Source organism: Bradyrhizobium sp. AZCC 2230, from assembly GCF_036924495.1.
Lineage (GTDB): Bacteria > Pseudomonadota > Alphaproteobacteria > Rhizobiales > Xanthobacteraceae > Bradyrhizobium > Bradyrhizobium rifense.
This window is the reverse complement of the sequence record NZ_JAZHRS010000001.1, coordinates 7,372,090-7,394,644: the sequence shown is the minus strand read 5'-3', so window position 1 is coordinate 7,394,644 and position 22,555 is coordinate 7,372,090. Positions and strand designations below refer to the sequence as shown.

The window sequence follows — 22,555 nt, the reverse complement described above, 5'->3', positions numbered from 1 at the left end:
TCTCCTAGCGGGCTGCCCGGCAAAGCAGTGTTCGAAAAGCATAACGGACGCGCTCAGGGCAAGGGACGATTTCGAAAATGCGCGACAATGCTCGCATGACGATCGCGTCCCGCTGCCACCAGCACCCCGTGCGTCACTTCCCGACGATTATAGAGGATGGGATCTCCGGAGAGGTCGCTCATCCTACCATCCGCTTCCTGCACGATCAAATCGGCCGCCGCAAGGTCCCAATCATGACTATTGCCGCCCGCAAAAGCCGCATCCAGCCCGCCATTGGCGACCCGGCAGAGCCGAAGCGCCAGCGAACCGATTCGCGGATGCAGCTTGATGTCGCCGCCGCCTGTATTGAGTCGCTCGACCATCGGCTTCGGGCCGGCGACCCGGGCGAAGTCGAACGCGGTCCCGCCCGTCGCCCGGACCGGCTTGCCGTTGAGCGTTGTGCCCTGGCCGCGAACGGCGAAAAAGAACTCGTTGCTAACAGGCGCGAACACCGCGGCCAGCACCGGTGACGCGCCCTCGACCAGCGCGACGCTGACGCACCATTCGTCATGGCCGTTGAGATAGTTGCGGGTGCCGTCGATGGGATCGACAATCCAGGTCAGCCGCCGCGACAGCCGCGTCGCATCGTCGGCGCTCTCCTCCGACAACCAGCCATAGTCGGGCGTGGCGCCGCGCAGGCGTGCTTCCAGGAGGTCGTTGACGGCGATGTCGGCTTCCGAGACCGGCGAGGATGCGCCCTTGGTCCACTTCTTCAGCTCGGTGCGGAACATCGACTGCGCGAGGCGACCTGCCTCCCGCACCGTGTCTTGCAGCAGCGCCACGTCGCGCGTCAGAACGTTTGCGTCGAGACTGTCAGCGTCCGCCAAGCGTCAGTCCTTCGATGCGCACCGTCGGCGCATTGATGCCGTAGCGGAACTCGAGATTGTTGGCCGGCTGCATCGACTTGAAGATCTCGAACAGATGGCCCGCTATCGTCACCTCGCTGACGGGATAGGTGAGTTCGCCGTTCTCGATCCAGAAGCCGGAGGCGCCGCGGCTGTAATCCCCAGTGACGCCGTTGACGCCCGAGCCGATCAGGTCGGTGACGTAGAAGCCCTGCTTGATGTCGGCGATCAGCTCAGTGGGCGTCGGGATGCCGGGTTCGAGATGCAGATTGTAAGGCCCGGGCGATGGCGAGGACGACACGCCGCGATGGGCGTGGCCGGTGGTGGTGAGCCCGAGCTCGCGCGCGGTGGCGCAATCGAGCAGCCAGGTCGTCAGCACGCCCTCATCGATCAGCGCGGTCTTCTTCACGGCGACGCCCTCGGCGTCGAACGTCTGCGAGCGCAGGCCGCGCTTGCGCAGGGGATCGTCGATGATGCGGATGTTTTTCGCAAACAGCTGCTGGCCGAGCTTGTCCTTGAGGAAGCTGGTCTTGCGCGCGATCGAGGCGCCGTTGATGGCGCCGACGACGTGACCGACCAGCGAGCCCGCGACGCGCGGATCGAACACGACCGGCACCTTGCAGGTCTCGACCTTGCGCGGATTGTAGCGCGCCACGGTGCGCTCGCCGGCGGAGCGGCCGACCACTTCGGGCGACAGCAAATCAGCACCGTGCGGCGCCGCGGTGAAGTCGTAGTCGCGCTCCATGGAGGTCCCTTCGCCGACGATCGCGGTCGCCGAGATGCCCTGGCTCGAGCGCAGGTAAGAGCCGTGGAAGCCGGTCGAGGTGACGAGCACCATGCCGCCCATGCCGGCAGAGGCCGACGCGCCACCGGATTTCGACACGCCCTTGACGGCGAGCGCGGCGGCCTCGGCTTCGAGCGCACGGCGCTCGAGCTCTGATGTCGCGGGCACATCGGGATCGAGCAGGTCGAGATCGGGGAAGTCGCGCGCGAGCAGCGCGGGATCGGCGAGGCCGACATATTTGTCTGACGGAGCGACCCTCGCCATCGCGACCGCGCGTTCGGCAAGCTTGGTCACGGCATCGCCGCTGGCGTCATTGGTGGAGACCACGGCCTGGCGCTGGCCGACCAGCACGCGCAAGCCGACATCATCGCCCTCGGACCGCTCGGATTCCTCGACGCGGCCGTCGCGCACCTCGACGCCTTGCGAGATGCCGCGCACCGCGACCGCATCGGCCGCATCCGCGCCGGCGCGCTTCGCCGCCTCGACCAGACGCTGCGCGAGATCGGAGAGCGCGGACTGATCGAACAGGTCGCGATTGGACTTTGAAGAGCCCTGGGGCGAAAGCGTCGAGCTTGGTGAAGGGTTCACAAACGAAATCCTGTTGGGGCGCGGGAGGTTTCGGGGCGAGACGGGGCCCTGAACACCAGATGTGCCCAAATGGTGCGGACTTCAAGCATTATCAGCCTGCAAAAGGCTCAGATTCGCGAGGCTTGCGCAACGTCTCGTCAATCATGCGTGCCAAGGTCTTGTCAATCATGGCGGGTGGTGACGCTGGATTAACCAGCCTTTTTAAGCGGTTTCGGAAACGGGCGCGCTAAGGTCCTCGCATCGACCGGGAACATAATCCTGGCGGGGAGAACTAAAGCCGTGAGGCGTCAAACAGCAATCAGCGGGGCCGCTCCCGCAGGGTCGAGCCGTAATCTGCGGCTCGACCCTCTTTCCCTTCCGGTCCGCTTCGATGCGCACGATCCGCGCGCCGACGGCTACACAAGGCAAATCGAGCTTCATCGCGAACGTGTCGTGCTGCGCCGTGCCGTTCGCGGCATGCAGATGGCGATCAACGTGCGCGTCAGCGACTTCACCGGCGTCGCGCTACGCGGCAATGACGAGGCGCAGACCCTCGTCCTGGTGCATCGCGATCCCTCACTCTCCGTTCCGCTGCTGGTCAGTGCCGATGGCGACGATCTCGCCGAAGCCTGGGCCGTGTGGAGCGAAATCTTTGCGCTGCCGCAGCTCGACGAAGGTGCCCGCAAGCCGGCACCGCGCCGCCGTCGCCGCAACGCGATCCGCGACCGCCGTCCGAAATTTCTGATCTGCCGTCGCACCGCCATGACGCGCGAACTGCCGATTCATCGCGCAGAACGCGAGATCATCGCACGGAACTAAGCGGTACTCACGGTGCCGTAGGGTGGGCAAAGCGACAGCGTGCCCACCTTTTCCATCGAAATCATTGAGAGATCGTGGGCACGGCGCAAGTGCGCCTTTGCCCACCTTACGAGAGCTAACCCGCCCGCAGCGCCGCGTCAGCCAGCAATCCCGCAAACAGCAGCGCCCCCGCGTACTTGTTCGAATAGAACAGCCGCTTGCACAAGTCCGGGTCGTCGATCCGGAGCCGCATGATTTGCGAAGCCAAATGCGCGGCGAAAGCCGCAAGCCCGATCCAGGCCGGCCAGCGCGCATCGCCTGAGGCGAGTGCGACACCGATCAGCATCACCGATAACCCGTAGAACAGGATCAGCGCCTGTTGCGTATGTGCGCCGAACAGGCGCGCGGTGGACTTGATGCCGATCAGAGCGTCGTCCTCGGCATCCTGATGCGCATAGATGGTGTCATAGCCGATCACCCAGGAAATCGCGCCAGCGTAGAGCACCAGTGCGGTGACGTCGATGCGTCCGAAGGTGACGGCGAAGCCCATCAGCGCGCCCCAGGAGAAGGCGAGCCCGAGCACGATTTGCGGCCACCAGGTGATGCGCTTCATGAAGGGATAGATCGCAACGATCAGAAGCGAGGCGATGCCGGTCAGGACCGCGAAGCGGTTGAACTGCAGCAGCACCACGAGCCCGATCAGGGCCTGCGCGACCATGAAGGCCAGCGCCTGCTTCGTTGTTACCTGCCCCGACGGCAGCGGCCGCGAGCGGGTGCGCTCGACCTTGTCGTCGAGGTCCCGGTCGGTGATGTCGTTCCAGGTGCAGCCGGCGCCGCGCATCACGAAGGCGCCGATGAAGAACAGCACGATGACAAGCGGCAGGCGATGGACATCATGCGCCATGCCGCTCGCGAGCGCGGCCGACCACCAGCACGGCATCAAGAGTAGCCAGGAGCCGATCGGACGATCGAAGCGGGACAAGCGCAGATAGGGCCGCGCCCATTGCGGCGCGAGCGTATCGACCCAGTTGCCGGTGGAATCGGCAACGCGGGCGGATGTGTCGCTCATCGGGTAAGGACGTTGCCGTTGAGCGTGTCGAAGGTGCTGCCGCCCTTCTTGCCGGAATTGGCTTCCGGCGCCGAGCCTGAACCCACCACTTCGCTCAGCGACGGGCCGGCCGGACCGCGCGGCTGGTTCTGCATCTGCTGCGCAACGCCGCAGACCTTCGTCGCCATGGCCTCGGTGTTCTTGTGGCTGTCCTTCATCTGGGCACCGACGTTCGGCGGGATTCCGCATTTGGCGGCGTGAGCCTCGATGTATTTGATCATCTTGGACTCAGACTGGCTGAAATTACGGATCAGCTTGCAGGCTTCGTCCGGCGGCGCATGACGAGCGCCCGCGGCCTGGATCAGCTTGCCGCGCTTCTCTGCTTCCTCCCGGAGCGGCATGAAGGCCTTCATGCAGTCCTCGCCGGGACCGCCTTGCGTCGGCGGCGCCGCGCTGAATGCGCCGGCACCCCCGATCGGGGCCGCGCCGTTGGTCGGGAACGAAGCTTGCGGCGCACCGCCGACGGAGGCGACCGGTGCCGAACCGTTCACGGGCGGAAACGCGGAATCGGGTGCGGACTGGCCCGGCAGCGGAGCCGGGAACCCCTGGGCGTAGGCACCAGCAGTCCCCATGGTGAGCATGGCGGCAGTGATCGGAACCATCAAACGACGGATCATCAAGATAGTCTCTCCGGCAGGAGCTTACGGGGTTCGGCGACTTCCCAATTGAAGCGCAACCAGCGTGCTCACCATTTTACGATTCCCGCCGGCGCTTAACAACCCGTCGAATAGGGCAGGAGCGCGGCGCGCCGACGCACCAATTCGGCAATATTTACCCCTGAATCGGCTGCTTTCGGTTAAGAACGGCGGCAAATTGGACTTTTGATCAATGCCCTCCCACGATTTTCGCGCCCCCCGCCTGTTCGTCGAGCTCCCGCTGGCGCAGGACGCCAGGGTTCCGCTCGACCGTGACCAGAGCAACTACCTCGGCAATGTGCTGCGGTTGGCCGCCGGGGCCGAGGTTTTGGCTTTCAACGGCCGCGACGGCGAATGGCAGGCCGCGATCGAAGGCCGCAAGCGCCCCGACAACCTCGTCATCCTCCAGCAAGTCCGCCCCCAGGACCGGTTGCCCGACCTCGCTTACGTCTTCGCGCCGCTCAAGCATGCCCGGCTCGATTACACGGTCCAGAAGGCCGTGGAGATGGGCGCCGCGATCCTGCAACCGGTCCAGACCCGGTTCACCCAGGCCTCCCGTGTCAACACCGAGCGCATGCGCGCCAATGTCATCGAGGCCGCCGAGCAATGCGGGATCCTGAGCCTCGCCACCGTGGCCGAACCCGCGCCGCTGGAGCGCTACCTCAGCCAGCGCCCCGCCGACCGCCTGCTGGTGTTCTGCGACGAGGCGGCCGAGGTCGAGAATCCCATCCAGAGCCTGCGACAGGCGCGCGCATCCGGGCACGGTATCGACGTCCTGATCGGCCCCGAGGGCGGCTTCGCCGATGAAGAGCGGGCCCTGCTGCTGCGCCAGCCCCGGATCCTGCGGCTGGCGCTGGGCCCGCGGATCCTGCGGGCCGACACGGCCGCCGTGGCGGCGCTGGCGCTGGTGCAGGCCGTGCTGGGCGATTGGGGCGGCACACGCGATTAGGTCGCGCTATCCGGTCTAGAGCCTTCCCCGTTCCGATGGGATCGGAACGGGGCTCTAGATTCTTGTTTTGACGCGTTTTCTTGACGCGAACCGGTACCCACTTCGCTCGAAAACGCTCTAGCTGTGCTCCCGCACGGATCGATGCAGGGTCTCGGACGGCAACTCGCCGAACGCTGCCCTGTAACTCGCCGCGAACTCGCTCAAATGCCAGAAACCGTGGGCGATGGCGCAGGCCTTCACGCTGCGCCGTCCCGGGCCGGTGCGCAGCTGCCGGCGCACCGACCAGAGACGCAGCACCCGGCTATAGCGATGCGGGCTCATGCCGCAGATGGCCTGCGTCGCACTCTGCAGGGTCCGAACCGACACTCCGACCCGCTCGGCCATTTCGGTCGTCTTGAGCCAGATCGTCAGGTCGTGCCGGATCAATTTCTCCATGTCGGCGACGATCCGCAGATAGCTCTCGGTCGTGGCGTGCACAGACCTGCTGTCCACACTGGTCTGGATGGCGCCGTCGATCGCGCTGAGCAGGGACTGTTCGACAGCCGCTCGCGACGTCGGCTCGTTCAGGAAGTCCGGATCATTGGCGGCGGTTTCAAGCGTTGCCGAGATCAGGCCCCGCAGGGAGGCGAGGACGTCCGATGCCGGGCTCAACAAATGATAGCCATCCAGTCGCGACCAGGGCTCGCACGCGGGCGGCGTGAAGTAGACGACACCGATCAGACGTCCGACCGGCTCATAGACCAGGCAATCGGACGCGCCCTTCAGAATGACGATCGAACTGCCGATTGACTGCCCATTGATGCGGGTCGAGGTCACATGATCCATCGGCACCACCACGGCGGCGGCATGCGCCAGCTGGTAACCGCGAATGATCCGCGGGAACGTCCTCACCAGCGACAGGCTCAGGGTTGGCAGGCTGAGCCGCGCGCGCATGATCGCAGTCGACCCGGCAGCCAACGGCATGCTGGACGCACCGGCATATCTCTCACTGTCGCCGAAATGATCGATGTCATACGACTGCAGCTCGAGCGCCGAGGATGGCTTGAGCCCCTGGAACGACAACAAGCGCTCCGCAGCGCTTTTTTGAACTCCATCGCGAGCAATGTTGAGATGGCTTTGATCCATGTCCTGCCGCTTACTTCGCCTTCTTCGTCGCCACGACGACCTTGGCGGCACTCAGATCATCCGGCCCGTTGATGCCGGCGCGCTTGAGATCGCGAAGCAGCTTCGTCAGCAGCAGCATGTTGGTCTTCTGTAGCTCGTGGTTGTTGCCAAACTTGAATGCGTTCTGCTCGGTCACGATCAGCCCGGCCTTGGTCTCGGCGAGAATCTTCCGCCTCTTCAATCCCGCCACGCGACGGCGAACCGTCTCCAGCGGCAGGCTGAGGAAGCGAGAGAGTGCCGCGCGGGACACGCCCTGCTTGATCGTATCCGGCTCGACCGTGTGAATGCTGGAAAACTCCTCGTCCAGCGACGGATCGTTCATCACATTGATGACGTTCGCATTGAGAATCGCGTGAACGATCAGAAGGTCCATCGGATCAAATTGGTCGTAGTTCCGGAACATCTCGCTGATCGAAAACAGCATATAGGCCAGCGTGTGTCGCGAGACCGTCCGGATGATATCAGAAGCATTGCGCATGAATCAGAAACCAACATTCATCTTGTAAACGAAGGCAGCAGCGAGCGTCTCATCCGCCATACCCAAAATGAGTATGCGACGACTTGTCAGCCGCACTCAATCTCTCATTGTGATCTCAGGGGACAGGCGGGTCGAGTCGCGAACGCGGGATAGCTCTGCGACTGGTCACCAGGCGGAGCTTCGGCAGGTCTGCCAAATCGGTGGCGGCCGAAACGCTCATGCACAACGACCGCATCTGTTCTTGAATATGCCTGCTCCATTCAGCCGGCGATCGCGCAGGACACCATGGCCATGGACGACAATGCTGTATCGGACATGCTGCGGCGCGAGGAATTGTGGCTTATCAAATCATTCCTGAGCATCACGGACCCAAGCAAAAGGCAGAGAGTTCTGAAACTGGCGGAGCAGCTCGCGGAAGACGCCGCATCCGATCCAGCGGGACTTGCCTTCGCCTCGATCCAGGCATCACCGGCGGAAACGCCCAAAGACGCCCCTGCTCGAACTGAATGAACGCGACGTTGCTTTATCACTGTCGGCAGGCCAGAGTTTTGCTCTAGGTATTTTTTTACCTGTTACCTGCTATTGCCTGGGCGGGCGATGCGGTTGGCGGCAGATCCAGGCCGGATCGTCCGGACGTCTCCAAAGTCGTTAAGCGATTGATCCTTTGGAGGTCGAAACCGTTTTCCGGCCATGCTAAGGGCTGCGCCAATTCCTGTGCCTCCCTTTTGGCCTCCCCTTGCCTGCCCGGTTCCACCGGGACGATGGACCCCGAGATGACCGCGACTGCCACCTCGAATGCTGCCGGCTCCGCCGCCTGGGCGGATACGCTGCTGTTGTCGTTTGCGCAGGCCGGCTACGTCAGGGCCGAGCCCGGCATCCTGCAACCGGCCGAGCCATTCCTCGACCTGTCCGGCGAGGACATCCGCAAAAGCCTCTATCTGACGACGGACCTGTCCGGCGAAGAGCTCTGCCTGCGCCCCGACCTGACGATCCCCGTGGCGCGCGACTATCTCGCCTCCAGCCGCGCCGGCCAGCCGGCCGGGTTCAGCTATCTGGGTCCCGTGTTCCGCTACCGCAGCGGACAGGCCAGTGAATTCCTCCAGGCCGGGATCGAGTCGTTCGGGCGCCAGGATCGCGCTGCCGCGGATGCCGAGACGCTGGCGCTGGCGTTGGAGGCGACCGCCGCTTTCGGCGTGCGCGACGTCGAAATCCGCACCGGCGACGTCGCGCTGTTCAACGCATTGCTCGACGCGCTCGACCTTTATCCGGTCTGGCGCCGCCGCCTGGTCAAGGACTTCCATCGCAAGATCAGCCTGGAGCAGGATCTGGAAGGGCTGGCCCGCACCACCGCAACCACGCGCAGCGAATATGAGGGCGTGCTGGCCGCGCTCGCGGGCTCCGATCGCAAGGCGGCGCTGGCCTTCGTCACCGATCTGATGTCGATCGCCGGCACCACCAATGTCGGTGGCCGCACCACGGCCGAGATCGCCGACCGCTTCCTCGAACAGTCGACGCTGAAGGGCGGCGCGCTGCCGCGCGAGGCGATCAATGTGCTGAAGCGCTTCCTGTCGATCTCAGGCAATCCGGACGATGCAATTGCCGCGCTGCGCGCGCTGACCGCTGACGCAAAGCTCGACCTTGCCGGCGCAATCGACCAGTTCGAGAGCCGGATCGGCTTCATGGCGGCGCGCGGCATCGACGTGAAGACCACGCGCTTCTCGACCGCGTTCGGGCGTGGCCTCGATTACTACACCGGCTTCGAATTCGAGCTGCACCACAAGGGCAACGGTGCCGAGCCGCTGGTTGCCGGCGGCCGCTATGATGGACTGATGACCCAGCTCGGATCGCCGGCGCCGATCCCGGCCGTCGGCTTCTCGGTCTGGGTGGACGCGCTGACCAGGATCGGCCGCAAGGTGGGAGCTTAAGTCATGAGCGCGCCATTCGTTCTGGCCGTTCCCTCCAAGGGTCGCCTCCAGGAAAACACCGAGGCCTTCTTCGCCCGTGCAGGGCTCAAGCTGTCGAAGGCCGGCGGTGCCCGCGACTATCGCGGCACGCTTGCAGGCCTCGACAATGTCGAGGTCGCCTATCTCTCGGCCAGCGAGATCGCATCGCAGCTCTCCCGCGGCTTCGCGCATCTCGGTGTCACCGGCGAAGACCTGGTGCGCGAGAATATCGCCGACGCCGACAAGCAGGTGTCGCTGATCGACGGGCTCGGCTTCGGCTATGCCGACGTCGTGGTCGCGGTGCCGCAGGCCTGGATCGACGTCCGCACCATGGCGGATCTCGACGACGTCACCACCGGCTTCCGCGAGCAGCATCACATGCGGATGCGGGTCGCGACCAAGTTCGTCAACCTCACCCGCGCCTTCTTCCAGAGCCACGGCATCACCGATTACCGCATCGTCGAGAGCGCAGGTGCGACCGAGGGCGCGCCGGCGGCCGGCAGCGCCGAGCTGATCGTCGACATCACCACGACAGGCGCGACGCTCGCCGCCAATGGCTTGCGGGTGCTCGACGACGGCGTGATCCTGCGCAGCCAGGCCAATCTGGTCGCCTCGAAGGAGGCCGACTGGTCGCCGCAGGCCCGCGAGACCGCCCGCGTCATCCTCGACCACATCGCCGCACGGGCCCGGGCCAACAAATACCGCGAGGTCCGGACCCGCTTCCGGCAATGCGACACGGCCCTGCTCACCGAGGCCCACAGCCGGTTCGGCGTCGAGGCTCCGTTCGGCGGACCGACCTCGTCGGGCATGCTCACGCTGCACTGCCCACCCGGGCAGCTTTATGCGCTTGCGAGCTTCCTGCGCGAACATGGCGCCGAGACCGTCTCGGTGGTCTCGCTCGACTACGTGTTCGACCGGGAGAACCCGCTGTTCGCCAAGCTCGAAGCGTTCCTGCGACGGTGAGCCTCAGGTCCGTTCAGCGTAGCGACAGCAAGCAGCAGCTACCATATGCTGTTGAGATGATTTCGACGCCTCTGGAACCTTGATCGATGATGCTGGGCTCTGACGTTTCCGCCCTGACCACCACCGCAGCGAGTGCCGCCGCGAAGGGGCTGTCGATTGTCGTCCCCGTCTATAACGAGGCGGCGGGCCTCTCCGTCCTGCACCAGCGCATCTGCGATATCGGCAAGACCTTGCGGCAACGCTACCGCCTTGCCTGCGAGGTCGTTTATGTCGACGACGGCAGCGCGGACGCGACGCTGTCGATCGCCCGTTCGCTGCCGGCCGACGCGATCGACGTCCAGGTGGTGTCGCTGTCGCGCAATTTCGGCAAGGAGGCGGCGCTGATGGCCGGCCTCGACCACGCGCGCCTCGGCGCGGTCATGTTCATAGATGGTGACGGCCAGCACCCGCCGGCGCTCGTCGAGCAGCTCGTTCGGCACTGGATCGAGGACGGCTATGACGTCGTCTATACCGCCAAGGCGCATCGCGATAACGAGCCCTTCCTGCGCCGCGTCGCGGGGCGCGGCTTCTACGCGCTGATCAACTGGGGCGCGCGGCAGAAGATCCCGGAAGACGCCGGCGACTTCCGCTTGCTGTCGCCGCGCGCGGTCGCGGCACTCAGGCAGCTGCCGGAGCGCAACCGCTTCTTCAAGGGTCTCGCGAGCTGGATCGGCTTCCGCCAGATCCGCGTCGATTACGAGCCGGCGGCGCGTATCCATGGCGTGACAACCTTCAGTGCCGCGCGTCTGCTGGGTCTGTCGATCGAAGGCGTGACATCGTTCTCGGTCGCACCGCTGCGCTTCGCCAGCCTGCTCGGCGTGATCCTCGCCGGCGGCGCCTTCCTGTTCGGCCTCTCGATCCTCTGGGAGGTCTGGACCACCGGCAAGCAGGTGCCCGGCTATCCTTCGCTCGTGATCGGCCTGATGACGATCGGCGGCGTGCAGCTCATCATGATCGGCATCGTCGGCGAATATATCGGCAAGATCCTCTCGGAGCTCAAGGCGCGTCCGATCTACTTCGTCGCCGAGCACAGCGAAAAGCATTTTGAAGCCGACAAGGCCGGCGACGCATCCAACAGGACCGCAGCCGAATGAGTGCGGCGGCAGCGCCGCCACCGATCTGGCTCTGCGCCGACGATTACGGCATCAGCCCGGGTGTCAATCGCGCCATCCGCGACCTGATCGAGCGCGGCCGCCTCAACGCGACCTCGGTGATGATGGTGGGCCCCGCGATCGAGCGTGGCGAGGTCGATACGCTCCAGGCCGCAGCGAAGACCAGCCCGCGCTGCGCGATCGGATTGCACGTGACGCTGTCGGCACCGTTCCGCCCCCTCACCATGCATTTCCGGCCGCTCGACGGCGACATGTTCATGGCCTTTCCAAAACTGCTGCGCGCCGGATTGATGCGACGGCTCGATCGCGAATTTTTCCGCAACGAGGTGCGAGCGCAGCTCGCCGCTTTCGCGGAAGCCTTCGGCCGCGCGCCCGATTTCGTCGACGGCCACCAGCATGTGCAGCTGTTTCCGCAAGTGCGCGACGGTTTCGTCGATGCCGTCAGCGAGGCGGCGCCACATGCGTGGGTGCGCCAGGGCGGACGCGACCTGCCGCTGGCGCAGCGGCTGGCGTCACCAAAGGCAATGGTGCTCGATGTCCTCAGCGCACAATTCCGCCGCCGCGCGGTGCGCGCCGGTCTTGCGTTCAATCCCGCCTTTGCCGGCGCCTATGATTTTACACGCGCGGCCGATTTCGGCGAATTGATGCGGCAGTTCCTGGAAGGTCTCCCCGAGGGCGGCCTCGTGATGTGCCATCCCGGCTTCGTCGACGAGGTCCTCACCGGCCTCGACCCGATGACGGATGTCAGGGAACGCGAGCATGCCTATCTCGCCAGCGACGCCTTCGCGCAGCTTCTCGCGGCCAGCCACGTGACATTGGGATGAAACCGGCGAAAGCTGGGGTCGCGGGGCAGTCTGTCGCATACCGAAATTTAATCCGGCCGCCACTGTTGGGGCCACAATGGAACCCTACATCCCGCTTGCGCTTGTTTTCGCGCGAGGGAGACAGACCATGACGCCGCAGGAACGCCAACTCGTCGACGAGCTTTTCGACCGGCTTTCGAAACTGGAGAATGCACCGCGCGATCCCGACGCGATCGCCGCGATTTCGGACGGCTTACGCAAGGCGCCGGGCGCAGTCTATGCGCTGGTGCAGACCACGCTGTTGCAGGACGAAGCGCTCAAGCGCGCCCATAACCGCATCACCGAGCTGGAAGCGGCCCACGCGCCGGAGCAGCCGCAGTCCGGCGGCTTCCTCGACACCATGCGCGACACCCTGTTCGGCGCGAGCCCGTCGCGCGGCTCGGTTCCGAACGTGCCGCCGCGTGACTCCCGGCCGGTCTGGAACAGCGGCCAGGCGATGCAGCAGGCCCAGCCGGGCTACGGCCAGCCGCCTTACGGTCAGGCCTACGGGCAAGGCCAGGGTTATGGTCAAGGCTACGGCGCCCCGCCGCCGGTCGGCGGCGGCGGCTCGTTCCTGGGCACGGCAGCGGCGGCCGCGGCCGGCGTGGTCGGCGGCTCGCTGCTGCTCTCCAGCATCCGCGGCATGATGGGTGGCGGATCGCATCAGGCTTTTGGCGACACCAATGCGCTGGGCGACCGCAGCCCGTGGGCTGGCGACCAGTCCGGCGGCTCGCTCGCCCGCGATGCCGGCCTCAATGACATCGGGTCGAACCGGGATTCGCACCAGGATTCCCGTCAAGGCTTCGCCGACCAGGCGTCGAACGACGACCAGAACAACAACGATCAGAACTACGGTGACGATCACGACGACAATCTGGACACGGCCGATAACAGCGATTTCGGCAACGACGACGGCGGCAGCGACTACGCCTGAGCAAGTCAGATCCGCGAAGCAAAACGGCCGCTCATTGAGCGGCCGTCGTGTTTCAAAGGGCTCCAAAGCGGGAGCATGATCCTTTTGGAAAGCCGCTTCCTGCTTTTCCGGATCATGCTCTCGTGAGGTCAGCCGCCCCAGTGTTGGCTTTGGTAGGGATCGCTGTATCCGACCGGTGCCGAGTACGGGGCCGCGTAGGGAACATAGGCAAAGCCCGCAGCCGCACGCGGCGTGATTTGGGGGGCGAAAGTTTGTGTGGCACGCGCGGCATGCCGCTTATGATTTGCCGTCCCGGCACTGGCCGAGGCGGTCAGGGCGACAAGGATACCCAAGGCCAAGATCGCACGCATCGCAATTGCTCCTGTTGAGTTGCCATGCGTAGGTAGGCTTCGGCCCTTGCCGCACCAATCCGCCACCCCTTCACGATCGCTCACATCCCCGGCATCAAAGCATGCCGCAGGCCCTCACATCACCACGACCTTGGTGCCGACATTGACGCGGCCGTAGAGGTCGATGACGTCCTCGTTGCGCATGCGGATGCAGCCGGAGGAGACGTTGGTGCCGATGGTCCAGGGCTCGTTGGAGCCGTGGATGCGGTAGAGCGTGGAGCCCAGATACATCGCGCGCGCGCCGAGCGGGTTTTCCGGGCCGCCCTCCATGTGCCGCGGCAGATCGGGACGGCGGGCGATCATTTCCGCAGGCGGCGTCCAATCCGGCCATTCGCGTTTGGCCGTGATCGACTTCACGCCGCTCCAGGTGAAACCCTCGCGTCCGACGCCGATGCCGTAACGCATCGCCCGGCCATTGCCCTCGACGAGATAGAGAAACTTGTTGTTGGAATCGACCACGATCGTGCCGGCACTTTCCTTGCCGCTATAGTCAACAGATTGTTTCTCGAATTTCGGATCGAACGGACGCTGCCGCGGATCGATTGCCTCCTGCTGGAGACCACTCTGCATCTGCGGCTCGCCCATCGGCGGCAGGCGGCGCGGATCGTTGTAGCCGGGCTGCTGCTGATAGATCGACTGCTGCGGCGCATAGGCCGGGCCGCGGCCGGGCCCGTCGCCGAACAGGAACTCGATGAAGCCGCCGCCCATGTTGGCATTGGAGGCGACACGCACCGGCGCCGGCGGGACCTGCGGCTGGTAGAGCACCGCGGGCGGATCGTTCGGCACCGTATTGTCGAAGGCGCTGGCGCGATCGGCGCCGACAATGAAGGCGCAAGCGCTGCCGAGCAGCGCGACAGACATTTTCTTGAACATCGACGTACTCTGTACTGTTTCGTCTAGTTGCATTCGCCGCCGAACGCGTTGACTGATCCGCGTCCTCGACGTGGTCAATAAAGAGCAAACTCCGTTTCGTTTGGTAAACGTATCGGGCGTTTCGATTCACCACGTCGCGATCGGCGCGGCAATTTGGCGATCAGCGTTTATTTTCGATGAAGGGCCGGGCCTCATGGTTAATCGCCCGTTTGCATGCCGTCGCGCGCAGCCGCACAACAGTTCCCGCTGTGAACCTCGTGTTAAATTGCTTCTGCCTACAAAGACGCGTGAGTGAGGTGGGGGGAGTTCTTGATGGCTATTCACCGCAAACGTTTTCGTGTCGAAGAGGCTATTGTCGGCGAGATGCCCAGCCCCGAAATGATTGAGGAGGCTGCGCCGATGCATAGCGAGATCATGGCCGAGCTGCGCGCGATCCGCGCACAGATGGCAAAGGGCTCGGTGCCCCTGACTGGCAGCGCGGCCATGGCGGCGATCGACGCCTCAACGGCCCAGGAGCTTTCCGACGCACGCACGATGCTCGAGACGTACCGGGCGCAGATCGAGCAGTGCGAAAAGCTGAAGATCGAGCTCGACCTGATCCACGACGCCATCGACCGCACCAAGCGCGAAATCGCGACGCTGCACGGCAAGAGCTTTGACGGCGCGGAGATGGCCAAGGTCAATGGCGAGCTCGGCGCGGTCGTCGGCGGCACCGAACAGGCGACCCAGCAAATTCTCGAAGCGGCCGAGTCGATCGACCAGTCGGCATCGGCGCTCGGCAAGGTCGATTCGGTCGACCAGCAGAAGCGCCTCGCCGACGACATCCAGGAACGCGTCATCTCGATCTTCGAAGCCTGCAACTTCCAGGACCTGACCGGCCAGCGCATCAGCAAGGTCATGACCACGATGAAGTTCATCGAGCAGCACATCAATGCGATGATGGACATCTGGGGCGGCGTCGACGCGATCAAGTCCCACGTCCAGCCGCAGGTCGACACCCGCAGCGATGACGACAAGCTGCTCAACGGCCCGAAGCTCGCCGGCGACGTCGGCCACGCCTCGCAGGACGACATCGACGCGCTGTTCGACTAAGCGAACGCGACAGAAAGACAGAGAGACAAACAAAACGCCGGCGCGAGCCGGCGTTTCTTGTTTTTGAAGTTGCTGCTGCGATCTTTCTACCTTCTCCCCTTGCGGGAGAAGGTGGCGCGAAGCGCCGGATGAGGGGTTGCCTCCACGAATTCAGATAAGAGTTAGATTCGGGGAGAGAGACCCCTCACCCGTCTCGCCGCTTTGCGGCGAGCCACCCTCTCCCGCAAGGGGAGAGGGGAAGTAGCTCCGACCCTCACGCCCTCGGCGCGCAGCGGACGTAGACCATGTTGCCGTAGCGGGTGGCGGCGTCCTTGTCGACGAAGCGGGTGATCATGACGCGGCCGTCGAAGGAGACGATCTCGCGATCCTGCTCGCCCGGCGTCGGGCCGGAGGGGCCGATATAATTCTTGCCGCCCGGCGAGCCCTTCAACCGCAGTTCCTGCGGCGTGGCCTGGTCGGCGAGATGCATGACCACGCCGCCGGAGGTGCCGGCGCCGATCACGTAGGGATTTTTGCACTGGGCCCGCGCGGCCGCCTCGGTGCGGGCGCGGTCGGCCGGGTTCTGGAACGAGGCAAGGCCCCAGCGGCCGACGATCTCGTCGGCGCGGATCGAGGCCGGCATTTCCGGCGCGACGCCGGGCTCCGTCTCGACCGCCGGCTGGGACGAGGAGAAGGACGGCAGGCTCAAGCCGCCGCCGCAGGCGCCGAGCAGCAACGCCAGGCAAGAGGCGGCCGCCAGATTGGCAACCGTGCGCGCGTGAGCTGAACTGATCATGGCATTCCCCCGAACAAGACCATGGCCGCATCCCTCCCGCAGCCAAGCGCAAAACCGCAGCCGTAGCAATGACGTCCTAATATACGCCCGCGCCGGAATCGAGTTTCCGTAAACACCATCCTATATCCGCCTCACCAATCGCTTAACCACCTTTGCTTGACAGGATCGCAGCCAAGCCATATTCCCACGCGCACTATTAGCACTCGGAAAGACCGATTGCTAAGCGCGCCGTTCGATCCTCGGGCAGAGGATGGACGGCAGCGCTGCCCCCACCCACTTCCGCTGCTTTCGGAAAAGCGAGCCTCCAAAGGGAAACGTCATGGCTAAGTCCAAATTTCGTCCGCTGCATGACCGTGTCGTGGTCAAACGTATCGACGCCGAGGCAAAGACCAAGGGCGGCATCATCATCCCCGACACCGCCAAGGAAAAGCCGTCCCAGGGCGAAATCGTCGCCGTCGGCCCCGGCGGCCGCGACGAGGCTGGCAAGCTGATCCCGATCGACCTCAAGGTCGGCGACCGCGTGCTGTTCGGCAAGTGGTCGGGCACCGAGGTCAAGATCGACAACGAAGATCTCCTGATCATGAAGGAGTCGGACATCATGGGCGTAATGGCCTAAGGCCAGACGCCTGAACGGCCGCTGAATGCCATGCCCGGATCAAGTGATCCGGGCATCCATCGTTCCGCCGCACAGCATCAAACAAGACACATCACGTAACACGAGGGACTGCAGACCATGGCTGCCAAGGACGTCAAGTTTTCCGGAGACGCGCGCGATCGCATGCTGCGCGGCGTCGACATTCTCGCCAACGCCGTCAAGGTGACGCTCGGCCCCAAGGGCCGCAACGTCGTCATCGAGAAGAGCTTCGGCGCGCCCCGCATCACCAAGGACGGCGTCACCGTCGCCAAGGAGATCGAGCTCGAGGACAAGTTCGAGAACATGGGCGCCCAGATGGTGCGTGAGGTCGCCTCCAAGACCAACGACCTCGCCGGCGACGGCACCACCACCGCGACCGTGCTGGCCCAGGCCATCGTGCGCGAAGGCGCCAAGGCGGTTGCCGCCGGCATGAACCCGATGGACCTCAAGCGCGGCATCGACATCGCGGTTGCCGCCGTGATCAAGGACATCGAGAAGCGCGCCAAGCCGGTTGCCGCCTCCTCCGAGGTCGCCCAGGTCGGCACCATCTCGGCCAACGGCGACGCCGCCATCGGCAAGATGATCGCCCAGGCGATGCAGAAGGTCGGTAACGAGGGCGTCATCACCGTCGAGGAGAACAAGTCGCTCGACACCGAAGTCGACATCGTCGAGGGCATGAAGTTCGACCGCGGCTATCTGTCGCCCTACTTCGTCACCAACCCCGAGAAGATGACCGCCGAGCTCGAGGACGCCTACATCCTCCTGCACGAGAAGAAGCTCTCCGGCCTGCAGGCCATGCTGCCGGTGCTGGAAGCCGTGGTGCAATCGGGCAAGCCGCTCGTCATCATCGCCGAGGACGTCGAGGGCGAGGCGCTGGCGACCCTGGTCGTCAACCGCCTGCGTGGCGGCCTCAAGGTCGCCGCCGTCAAGGCGCCGGGCTTCGGAGATCGCCGCAAGGCCATGCTGGAAGACCTCGCAATCCTGACCGGCGGTCAGCTGATCTCCGAAGACCTCGGCATGAAGCTCGAGAACGTCACGGTGAAGATGCTGGGACGTGCGGGCAAAGTGGTGATCGACAAGGAGAACACCACGATCGTCAAGGGCGCCGGCAAGAAGCCGGAGATCGAGGCCCGCGTCGGCCAGATCAAGGCCCAGATCGAGGAGACCACCTCGGACTACGACCGTGAGAAGCTCCAGGAGCGTCTCGCCAAGCTGGCCGGCGGCGTCGCGGTGATCCGCGTCGGCGGCGCGACCGAGATCGAGGTCAAGGAGAAGAAGGACCGCGTCGAGGACGCGCTCAACGCCACCCGCGCCGCGGTGCAGGAAGGCATCGTCCCCGGCGGCGGCGTCACGCTGCTGCGCGCCAAGAAGGCGGTCGGGCGTCTCACCAACGCCAATGCCGACGTGCAGGCCGGCATCAACATCGTGCTGAAGGCGCTGGAAGCTCCGATCCGCCAGATCTCGGAGAATGCCGGCGTGGAGGGCTCGATCGTTGTCGGCAGGATCCTCGAGAACAAGTCCGAGACCTTCGGCTTCGACGCCCAGACCGAGGAATATGTCGACATGATCGAGAAGGGCATCATCGATCCCGCCAAGGTGGTGCGCACCGCGCTGCAGGACGCCTCCTCCGTGGCCGGCCTGCTGGTGACCACCGAGGCGATGGTCGCTGAAGCTCCGAAGAAGGAAGCCCCGCCCGCAGCGGGCGGCGGCGGCATGGGCGGCTTCTGAGCCCATCCTCATCTGACAGTGTTGCGAAGGCCGCCTCCGGGCGGCCTTCTTTTTTGCCGACACTGGCCTGCGCTTCAACCGGCGGCCAAAACCCACTACGGTGGCGCCCGATTCTAGTCGTTCGAGGATTTCGTCGATGCGCGCGCTTCTGGTTTGTTCGACAGCCCTTTTGGCCGCCCTGCTCGCAGTATCGCCTGAGGTCGCCTCAGCCCAGATGAAGCTGTCGCCGAAGGCCACAGCGCCCGGCGGCATGGAGACGCGCTATTTCACCTCGATCGACGGCCTGATGGACGGCAATGCCGACGTGATCCTGAAGGAGACGCGGCAGGGCAAAACGGTCACCGCGGCGGTGCTCGACGTCTGCTATCCCGCCGCCAAGAACTCCGACCGCAAGGACCGCTTCGTCGTCAATCTCCAGATCGCGGGCCAGACGCTGACCGGCACGACGCAAAGCCTCGGCGCGAAGGCGCCGGTCACCGTCAAGCTCACGCGCAAGCCGACCGGCGACACTTTCGAGTTCCGCGGCCAGATCGGCATCGGCCAGACCGTGACCGAAGTGACCTCGCCCGACAATGCCGATCTCAGCGAGAAGGAATTTCTGGACAACCAGACCACCGACGACGGCATCACGCCCCAGCCGAAGGATTTTACAGAAGTCTCGCCGGAGGCGATCGCGGTCAAGGTCAAGCTGGATAACGCGACCGACTTCCTGAAGAGCCTCAAGGGCCAGGACGTCGAGGTGACGCTGGCAAGTCTCTCCGTCGGCTGCGACGCGCTGCGCGCCGGCGAGCAGACCATCAACATGTCGGTCGATCCGGAGCGCTCAGCCGCGCTGCTCGCGAAATTCAAGGCGATGCCGGGTGTCACCGCTGCCGGCTGGACCGCTGGACTCGCCGAGATGGAACGTACCGTCCGCATCCCCGCCGTCGACTGGCGCGACGGCGACAAGATCAACCGCGACAAGCTCGCCACTGCAATTGCCGGCGTGCTGAGCAAGACGCTCGCGGCCAAGCCGGCCTCGCAGAGCTTCGACGCCGCCACCGGCAAGCTCAAGCTCGTCTTCAAGCGGCCGAACCAGGATTTCCCGGCGCTCGAGCTCACCGACACGATCGAGGTCTCGGGCCTCGTCTCCGCCGACAAGCCGGGGACCACCGACAAGCTGATTGTCTGGATCGGCAGTCCCTCGACCACGACCGCCGATGAGAGCAGCGGCGCGAAGCTCAATTTGTCGGATGAGGCGACGGCCGATGAAGAAGGCGACCAGCCCGACGACAACGGCTCGATCGAGGCACTCGCCAAGGAGCTGAAGGGCCAGCGCTGGGACGCCGACAAGTCGGTGTGGAAGTAGGCTCACACAACAACTCGCAGTCATCGCCCGGCTTGACCGGGCGATCCAGTATTCCGAGACGATTGTGATTGAACCGAAAAGCTGCGGCGTACTGGGTGCCCCGGTCAAGCCGGGGCACGACAAAGAGCCAGACGCTAATTCCCGTTGGCGCGGAAGCGCAGCGGCTTCGGGCCGATCAGCGTGAGCACGTCGCCCTGGCGCTTCCAGGTCTCGACGGCGGCGAGCGCGGCGACGAGATCGTCATCGGCCTGGGCCCTGGCCGGCGGACAGGACCGATCCTGAATTGCGCCGGGAACGAAAATCACGGTGTTGCCGGCCACCGAAAACTGGCCCTTGCCGCCCTTGCACCAGAGCTCGAGCACAACCTCGCCATTGTCACCGATCTCAAGGTTCGGAATGCGTTTCGAGCCGGGTTGGGGCACGGCCTCCAGCGTCATCTCGGTGCCGAAGGGAAAGCCCTCTTCCGCACGCGCCACGGCGGACATCACGAGCAACGCAGCCGCCGCGCACACCATCTGCTTCAACGATACCATGAGACCTCTCGACCGACCTGATTTGCCGGGTCTTCTATAAGACGGCGAAGCCTTTGAGAAGGTTCGTCGATTCGAGACACAAAAATCCCCGCGGGACGATCCCGCGGGGATTTTCACTGATGCCGGACGTCGCCTGCTACTTCAGGACGAGCTCCGTGAACGGATAGACATAGGCTTGCAACGTCACGAACACACCGACGAGGCAGGCCAGCACGATCGAGTGCCAGAACACAAAGCGCAGGATCGTGCCTTCGTGGCCGTACCAATTGGTCGCGGTGGAAGCGACGACGATCGATTGTGCGTCGATCATCTTGCCCATCACGCCGCCGGACGAGTTCGCCGCCGCCATCAGGATCGGCGACAGGCCGAGCTGCTGGGAGGTGATCTTCTGGAGGTTGCCGAACAGGATGTTCGACGACGTATCCGATCCGGTCAGCGCCACGCCGAGCCAGCCGAGCAGCGTGCCGAAGAAGGGATAGAGCACGCCGGTTGCGGCAAAGGCGAGACCCAGTGTCGCGTCGACGCCGGAAAGGCGCGTCAGCGTGCCGATCGCGAGCATGGCCGAGATCGTGATCAGCGAGATCGCGCAGAGCCGGATGGTGCGGCCATATTCAACCAGCAGCCTGCCGGGACCGACGCCCATCAGGAAGCCGGAGATGATCGCCGCAATCAGCATGCCGCTGCCGGTAAAGGACAGATAGGTGAAGGCGAACACCGCGCCTTCCTTGGTCGGCCCTGGCGCGACCGGCGGCATCTTGTTGATCATCTGGTGCAGCTCGGGGACGGCGTAGTTCCAGGTGAAGATCCCGTTCGCCCAGGTCTTGAAGGCACCGTTGCCCCAGATCAGCATCACGACGCAAACGATGATCCACGGCAACAACGCGCTGAACAGCTCGCTCTGCGTCAGCGGCGTCTTGTCCAGCGGCTTTGCGGTCGCCATCGTCGCCGCCGATTCATCACGCCCGCGCAGCGCCGGCGACAGCCAGAGCTGCTTCGGCTGCCAGACCTTCAGGAACAGGATCAGAGCACCCATCGAGATCAGCGACGCACCGATGTCGACGATCCAGGGATTGACGTAGTTCGAGATCACGAATTGCGGGACCGCGAACGTCACGCCGGTGACGAGGATCGCCGGCCAGACGTCCTTCATGCCCTTCCAGCCCGCGAACGCCCACACCACCCAGAACGGCACGATCAGCGAGAACAGCGGCAATTGCCGTCCAACCATCGCGCCGAGGATGTAGGGATCGAGCCCGGTGACGGAGGCGAGGCCCTGGATCGGCGTGCCCAGCGCGCCGAAGGCGACTGGCGCGGTGTTGGCGATCAGCGACAGGCCGGAGGCCGCAAGCGGCGAGAAGCCGAGGCCGATCAGCACGGCGCCGGTGATCGCCACCGGCGTGCCGAAGCCCGAGGCGCCCTCGAAGAAGGCGCCGAACGAAAACGCGATCAGCAGCAATTGCAGCCGCCGGTCCTCGGTGACGCCGCCGACCGCGCGCTTCAAGAGTTCGAACCGCCCGGTCGTCACCGTCACCTGGTAGAGGAAGATGACGTTGAGAACGATCCAGCCGATCGGGAAGAAGCCGGTCACGATGCCGAGGATCGAGGCGCGGATCGACATGTTCACCGGCATGGTGAAAACGAAAATCGTGATCAGGTTGGTCACGATCACGGCGATGACGGCTGCGATGTGAGCCTGAACGCGCCCGCTCGCGATCAGGACCAGCAGCGTAACGACGGGTATCGCCGCCGCGATCGTCGACAGCACGGGGCTGTGCAGCGGATCATAGATTTGATTCCACATGGTCTTCCTCCCCCACGCGTTTATGTGGCAGGCCAGCCGGCGTGGACGGCGAACCTGCTTGACGTTGGAAGCGACAACCCCCGAGTTGGACGCGAATTCCTCGCGAGAGCCGCGGTTCCCGCCTGCTCACAAGCTCGCGAAAATCTGGAGGCCCCCACCCCACGCCGTTGTGCCCATGCTAG

General features: G+C 64.7%; 22 protein-coding genes. 12 read left to right on the top strand and 10 right to left on the bottom strand.

The features are described 5' to 3' along the window. Window positions 1–53: 53 nt before the first annotated feature. Window positions 54–866, bottom strand: coding sequence for an inositol monophosphatase family protein (locus V1280_RS35280; protein ID WP_334535250.1), 813 nt, complete (start codon window positions 864–866; stop codon window positions 54–56). After that, window positions 853–2,256 carry a TldD/PmbA family protein gene (locus V1280_RS35275; protein ID WP_334535249.1) on the bottom strand — a complete coding sequence of 468 codons (1,404 nt, stop codon included), beginning with the start codon at window positions 2,254–2,256 and terminating at the stop codon, window positions 853–855. The genes V1280_RS35280 and V1280_RS35275 overlap by 14 nt, the downstream gene beginning before the upstream one ends. A 279-nt stretch (window positions 2,257–2,535) precedes the next feature. Between V1280_RS35275 and V1280_RS35270 the strand changes: the two genes are divergently transcribed. Then, window positions 2,536–3,054: a DUF6101 family protein gene (locus tag V1280_RS35270; RefSeq protein WP_334535248.1), complete on the top strand. Its 519-nt coding sequence runs from the start codon at window positions 2,536–2,538 to the stop codon at window positions 3,052–3,054. Between the two features lie 115 nt (window positions 3,055–3,169). On the opposite strand, the gene ubiA is transcribed toward V1280_RS35270, so the two are convergent. Together ubiA and V1280_RS35260 are read right to left on the bottom strand one after the other, a co-directional pair. Continuing rightward, on the bottom strand, window positions 3,170–4,102 hold the full coding sequence (ubiA, locus tag V1280_RS35265; RefSeq protein WP_334535247.1) for a 4-hydroxybenzoate octaprenyltransferase: 933 nt from the start codon (window positions 4,100–4,102) through the stop codon (window positions 3,170–3,172). After that, window positions 4,099–4,758, bottom strand: a complete 660-nt coding sequence (locus V1280_RS35260) for a hypothetical protein (protein ID WP_334535246.1) — start codon at window positions 4,756–4,758, stop codon at window positions 4,099–4,101. Before V1280_RS35260 ends, ubiA begins: the two co-directional genes overlap by 4 nt. Before the next feature lie 211 nt (window positions 4,759–4,969). Between V1280_RS35260 and V1280_RS35255 the strand changes: the two genes are divergently transcribed. Further along, entirely contained in the window at window positions 4,970–5,725 is a 756-nt protein-coding gene (locus tag V1280_RS35255; protein ID WP_334535245.1) for a 16S rRNA (uracil(1498)-N(3))-methyltransferase, read from the top strand. 117 nt (window positions 5,726–5,842) lie between these two features. Here V1280_RS35255 and V1280_RS35250 read toward each other — a convergent pair whose 3' ends face one another. Both V1280_RS35250 and V1280_RS35245 read right to left on the bottom strand, forming a co-directional pair. Continuing rightward, the gene (locus V1280_RS35250; RefSeq protein ID WP_334535244.1) at window positions 5,843–6,787 is read right to left on the bottom strand and encodes a helix-turn-helix domain-containing protein; all 945 of its coding nucleotides are present in this window, start codon (window positions 6,785–6,787) and stop codon (window positions 5,843–5,845) included. 73 nt (window positions 6,788–6,860) lie between these two features. Continuing rightward, window positions 6,861–7,367, bottom strand: a complete 507-nt coding sequence (locus V1280_RS35245) for a hypothetical protein (RefSeq protein ID WP_334535243.1) — start codon at window positions 7,365–7,367, stop codon at window positions 6,861–6,863. 285 nt (window positions 7,368–7,652) lie between these two features. Here V1280_RS35245 and V1280_RS35240 point away from each other — a divergent pair, with 285 nt between their 5' ends. The 6 genes from V1280_RS35240 to V1280_RS35215 all read left to right on the top strand — a co-directional run bounded on the left by V1280_RS35240 (window position 7,653) and on the right by V1280_RS35215 (window position 13,200). Further along, window positions 7,653–7,877 (top strand): hypothetical protein, encoded by a 225-nt coding sequence (locus V1280_RS35240; protein ID WP_334535242.1) that lies wholly within the window; start codon window positions 7,653–7,655, stop codon window positions 7,875–7,877. A 263-nt stretch (window positions 7,878–8,140) separates the two neighbouring features. Further along, the gene (locus tag V1280_RS35235) at window positions 8,141–9,292 is read left to right on the top strand and encodes an ATP phosphoribosyltransferase regulatory subunit (protein WP_334535241.1); all 1,152 of its coding nucleotides are present in this window, start codon (window positions 8,141–8,143) and stop codon (window positions 9,290–9,292) included. A gap of 3 nt (window positions 9,293–9,295) precedes the next feature. Continuing rightward, window positions 9,296–10,273, top strand: coding sequence for an ATP phosphoribosyltransferase (gene hisG, locus V1280_RS35230; protein ID WP_334535240.1), 978 nt, complete (start codon window positions 9,296–9,298; stop codon window positions 10,271–10,273). An 86-nt stretch (window positions 10,274–10,359) separates the two neighbouring features. Next, a complete protein-coding gene (locus V1280_RS35225; RefSeq protein ID WP_334535239.1) occupies window positions 10,360–11,406 on the top strand; it encodes a glycosyltransferase family 2 protein in 1,047 nt (348 codons plus the stop codon). After that, window positions 11,403–12,248, top strand: a complete 846-nt coding sequence (locus tag V1280_RS35220; protein ID WP_334535238.1) for a ChbG/HpnK family deacetylase — start codon at window positions 11,403–11,405, stop codon at window positions 12,246–12,248. The genes V1280_RS35225 and V1280_RS35220 overlap by 4 nt, the downstream gene beginning before the upstream one ends. A 127-nt stretch (window positions 12,249–12,375) precedes the next feature. After that, window positions 12,376–13,200 carry a DUF2076 domain-containing protein gene (locus tag V1280_RS35215; protein WP_334535237.1) on the top strand — a complete coding sequence of 275 codons (825 nt, stop codon included), beginning with the start codon at window positions 12,376–12,378 and terminating at the stop codon, window positions 13,198–13,200. 464 nt (window positions 13,201–13,664) lie between these two features. Here the strand turns inward: V1280_RS35215 and V1280_RS35210 are convergent, their stop codons facing one another. After that, entirely contained in the window at window positions 13,665–14,462 is a 798-nt protein-coding gene (locus V1280_RS35210) for a L,D-transpeptidase family protein (protein WP_334535236.1), read from the bottom strand. Window positions 14,463–14,774: 312 nt separating this feature from the next. On the opposite strand from V1280_RS35210, the gene V1280_RS35205 reads away from it, so the two are divergent. After that, the gene (locus tag V1280_RS35205; RefSeq protein WP_334535235.1) at window positions 14,775–15,554 is read left to right on the top strand and encodes a protein phosphatase CheZ; all 780 of its coding nucleotides are present in this window, start codon (window positions 14,775–14,777) and stop codon (window positions 15,552–15,554) included. Between the two features lie 253 nt (window positions 15,555–15,807). On the opposite strand, the gene V1280_RS35200 is transcribed toward V1280_RS35205, so the two are convergent. Further along, the gene (locus V1280_RS35200; protein WP_334535234.1) at window positions 15,808–16,329 is read right to left on the bottom strand and encodes a hypothetical protein; all 522 of its coding nucleotides are present in this window, start codon (window positions 16,327–16,329) and stop codon (window positions 15,808–15,810) included. A 319-nt stretch (window positions 16,330–16,648) separates the two neighbouring features. Here V1280_RS35200 and V1280_RS35195 point away from each other — a divergent pair, with 319 nt between their 5' ends. From V1280_RS35195 to V1280_RS35185, 3 genes are all read left to right on the top strand, one after another. Then, a complete protein-coding gene (locus V1280_RS35195; RefSeq protein WP_045003881.1) occupies window positions 16,649–16,945 on the top strand; it encodes a co-chaperone GroES in 297 nt (98 codons plus the stop codon). Between the two features lie 117 nt (window positions 16,946–17,062). Then, window positions 17,063–18,691 (top strand): chaperonin GroEL, encoded by a 1,629-nt coding sequence (gene groL, locus V1280_RS35190; protein WP_334535233.1) that lies wholly within the window; start codon window positions 17,063–17,065, stop codon window positions 18,689–18,691. A gap of 136 nt (window positions 18,692–18,827) precedes the next feature. Then, window positions 18,828–20,039, top strand: a complete 1,212-nt coding sequence (locus tag V1280_RS35185; protein ID WP_334535232.1) for a hypothetical protein — start codon at window positions 18,828–18,830, stop codon at window positions 20,037–20,039. Window positions 20,040–20,173: 134 nt separating this feature from the next. On the opposite strand, the gene V1280_RS35180 is transcribed toward V1280_RS35185, so the two are convergent. Both V1280_RS35180 and V1280_RS35175 read right to left on the bottom strand, forming a co-directional pair. Continuing rightward, complete coding sequence (locus V1280_RS35180) at window positions 20,174–20,572, bottom strand: META domain-containing protein (RefSeq protein ID WP_148776319.1); 399 nt, start codon at window positions 20,570–20,572, stop codon at window positions 20,174–20,176. Between the two features lie 136 nt (window positions 20,573–20,708). Further along, complete coding sequence (locus tag V1280_RS35175; protein ID WP_334535229.1) at window positions 20,709–22,373, bottom strand: L-lactate permease; 1,665 nt, start codon at window positions 22,371–22,373, stop codon at window positions 20,709–20,711. Window positions 22,374–22,555 lie beyond the last annotated feature (182 nt).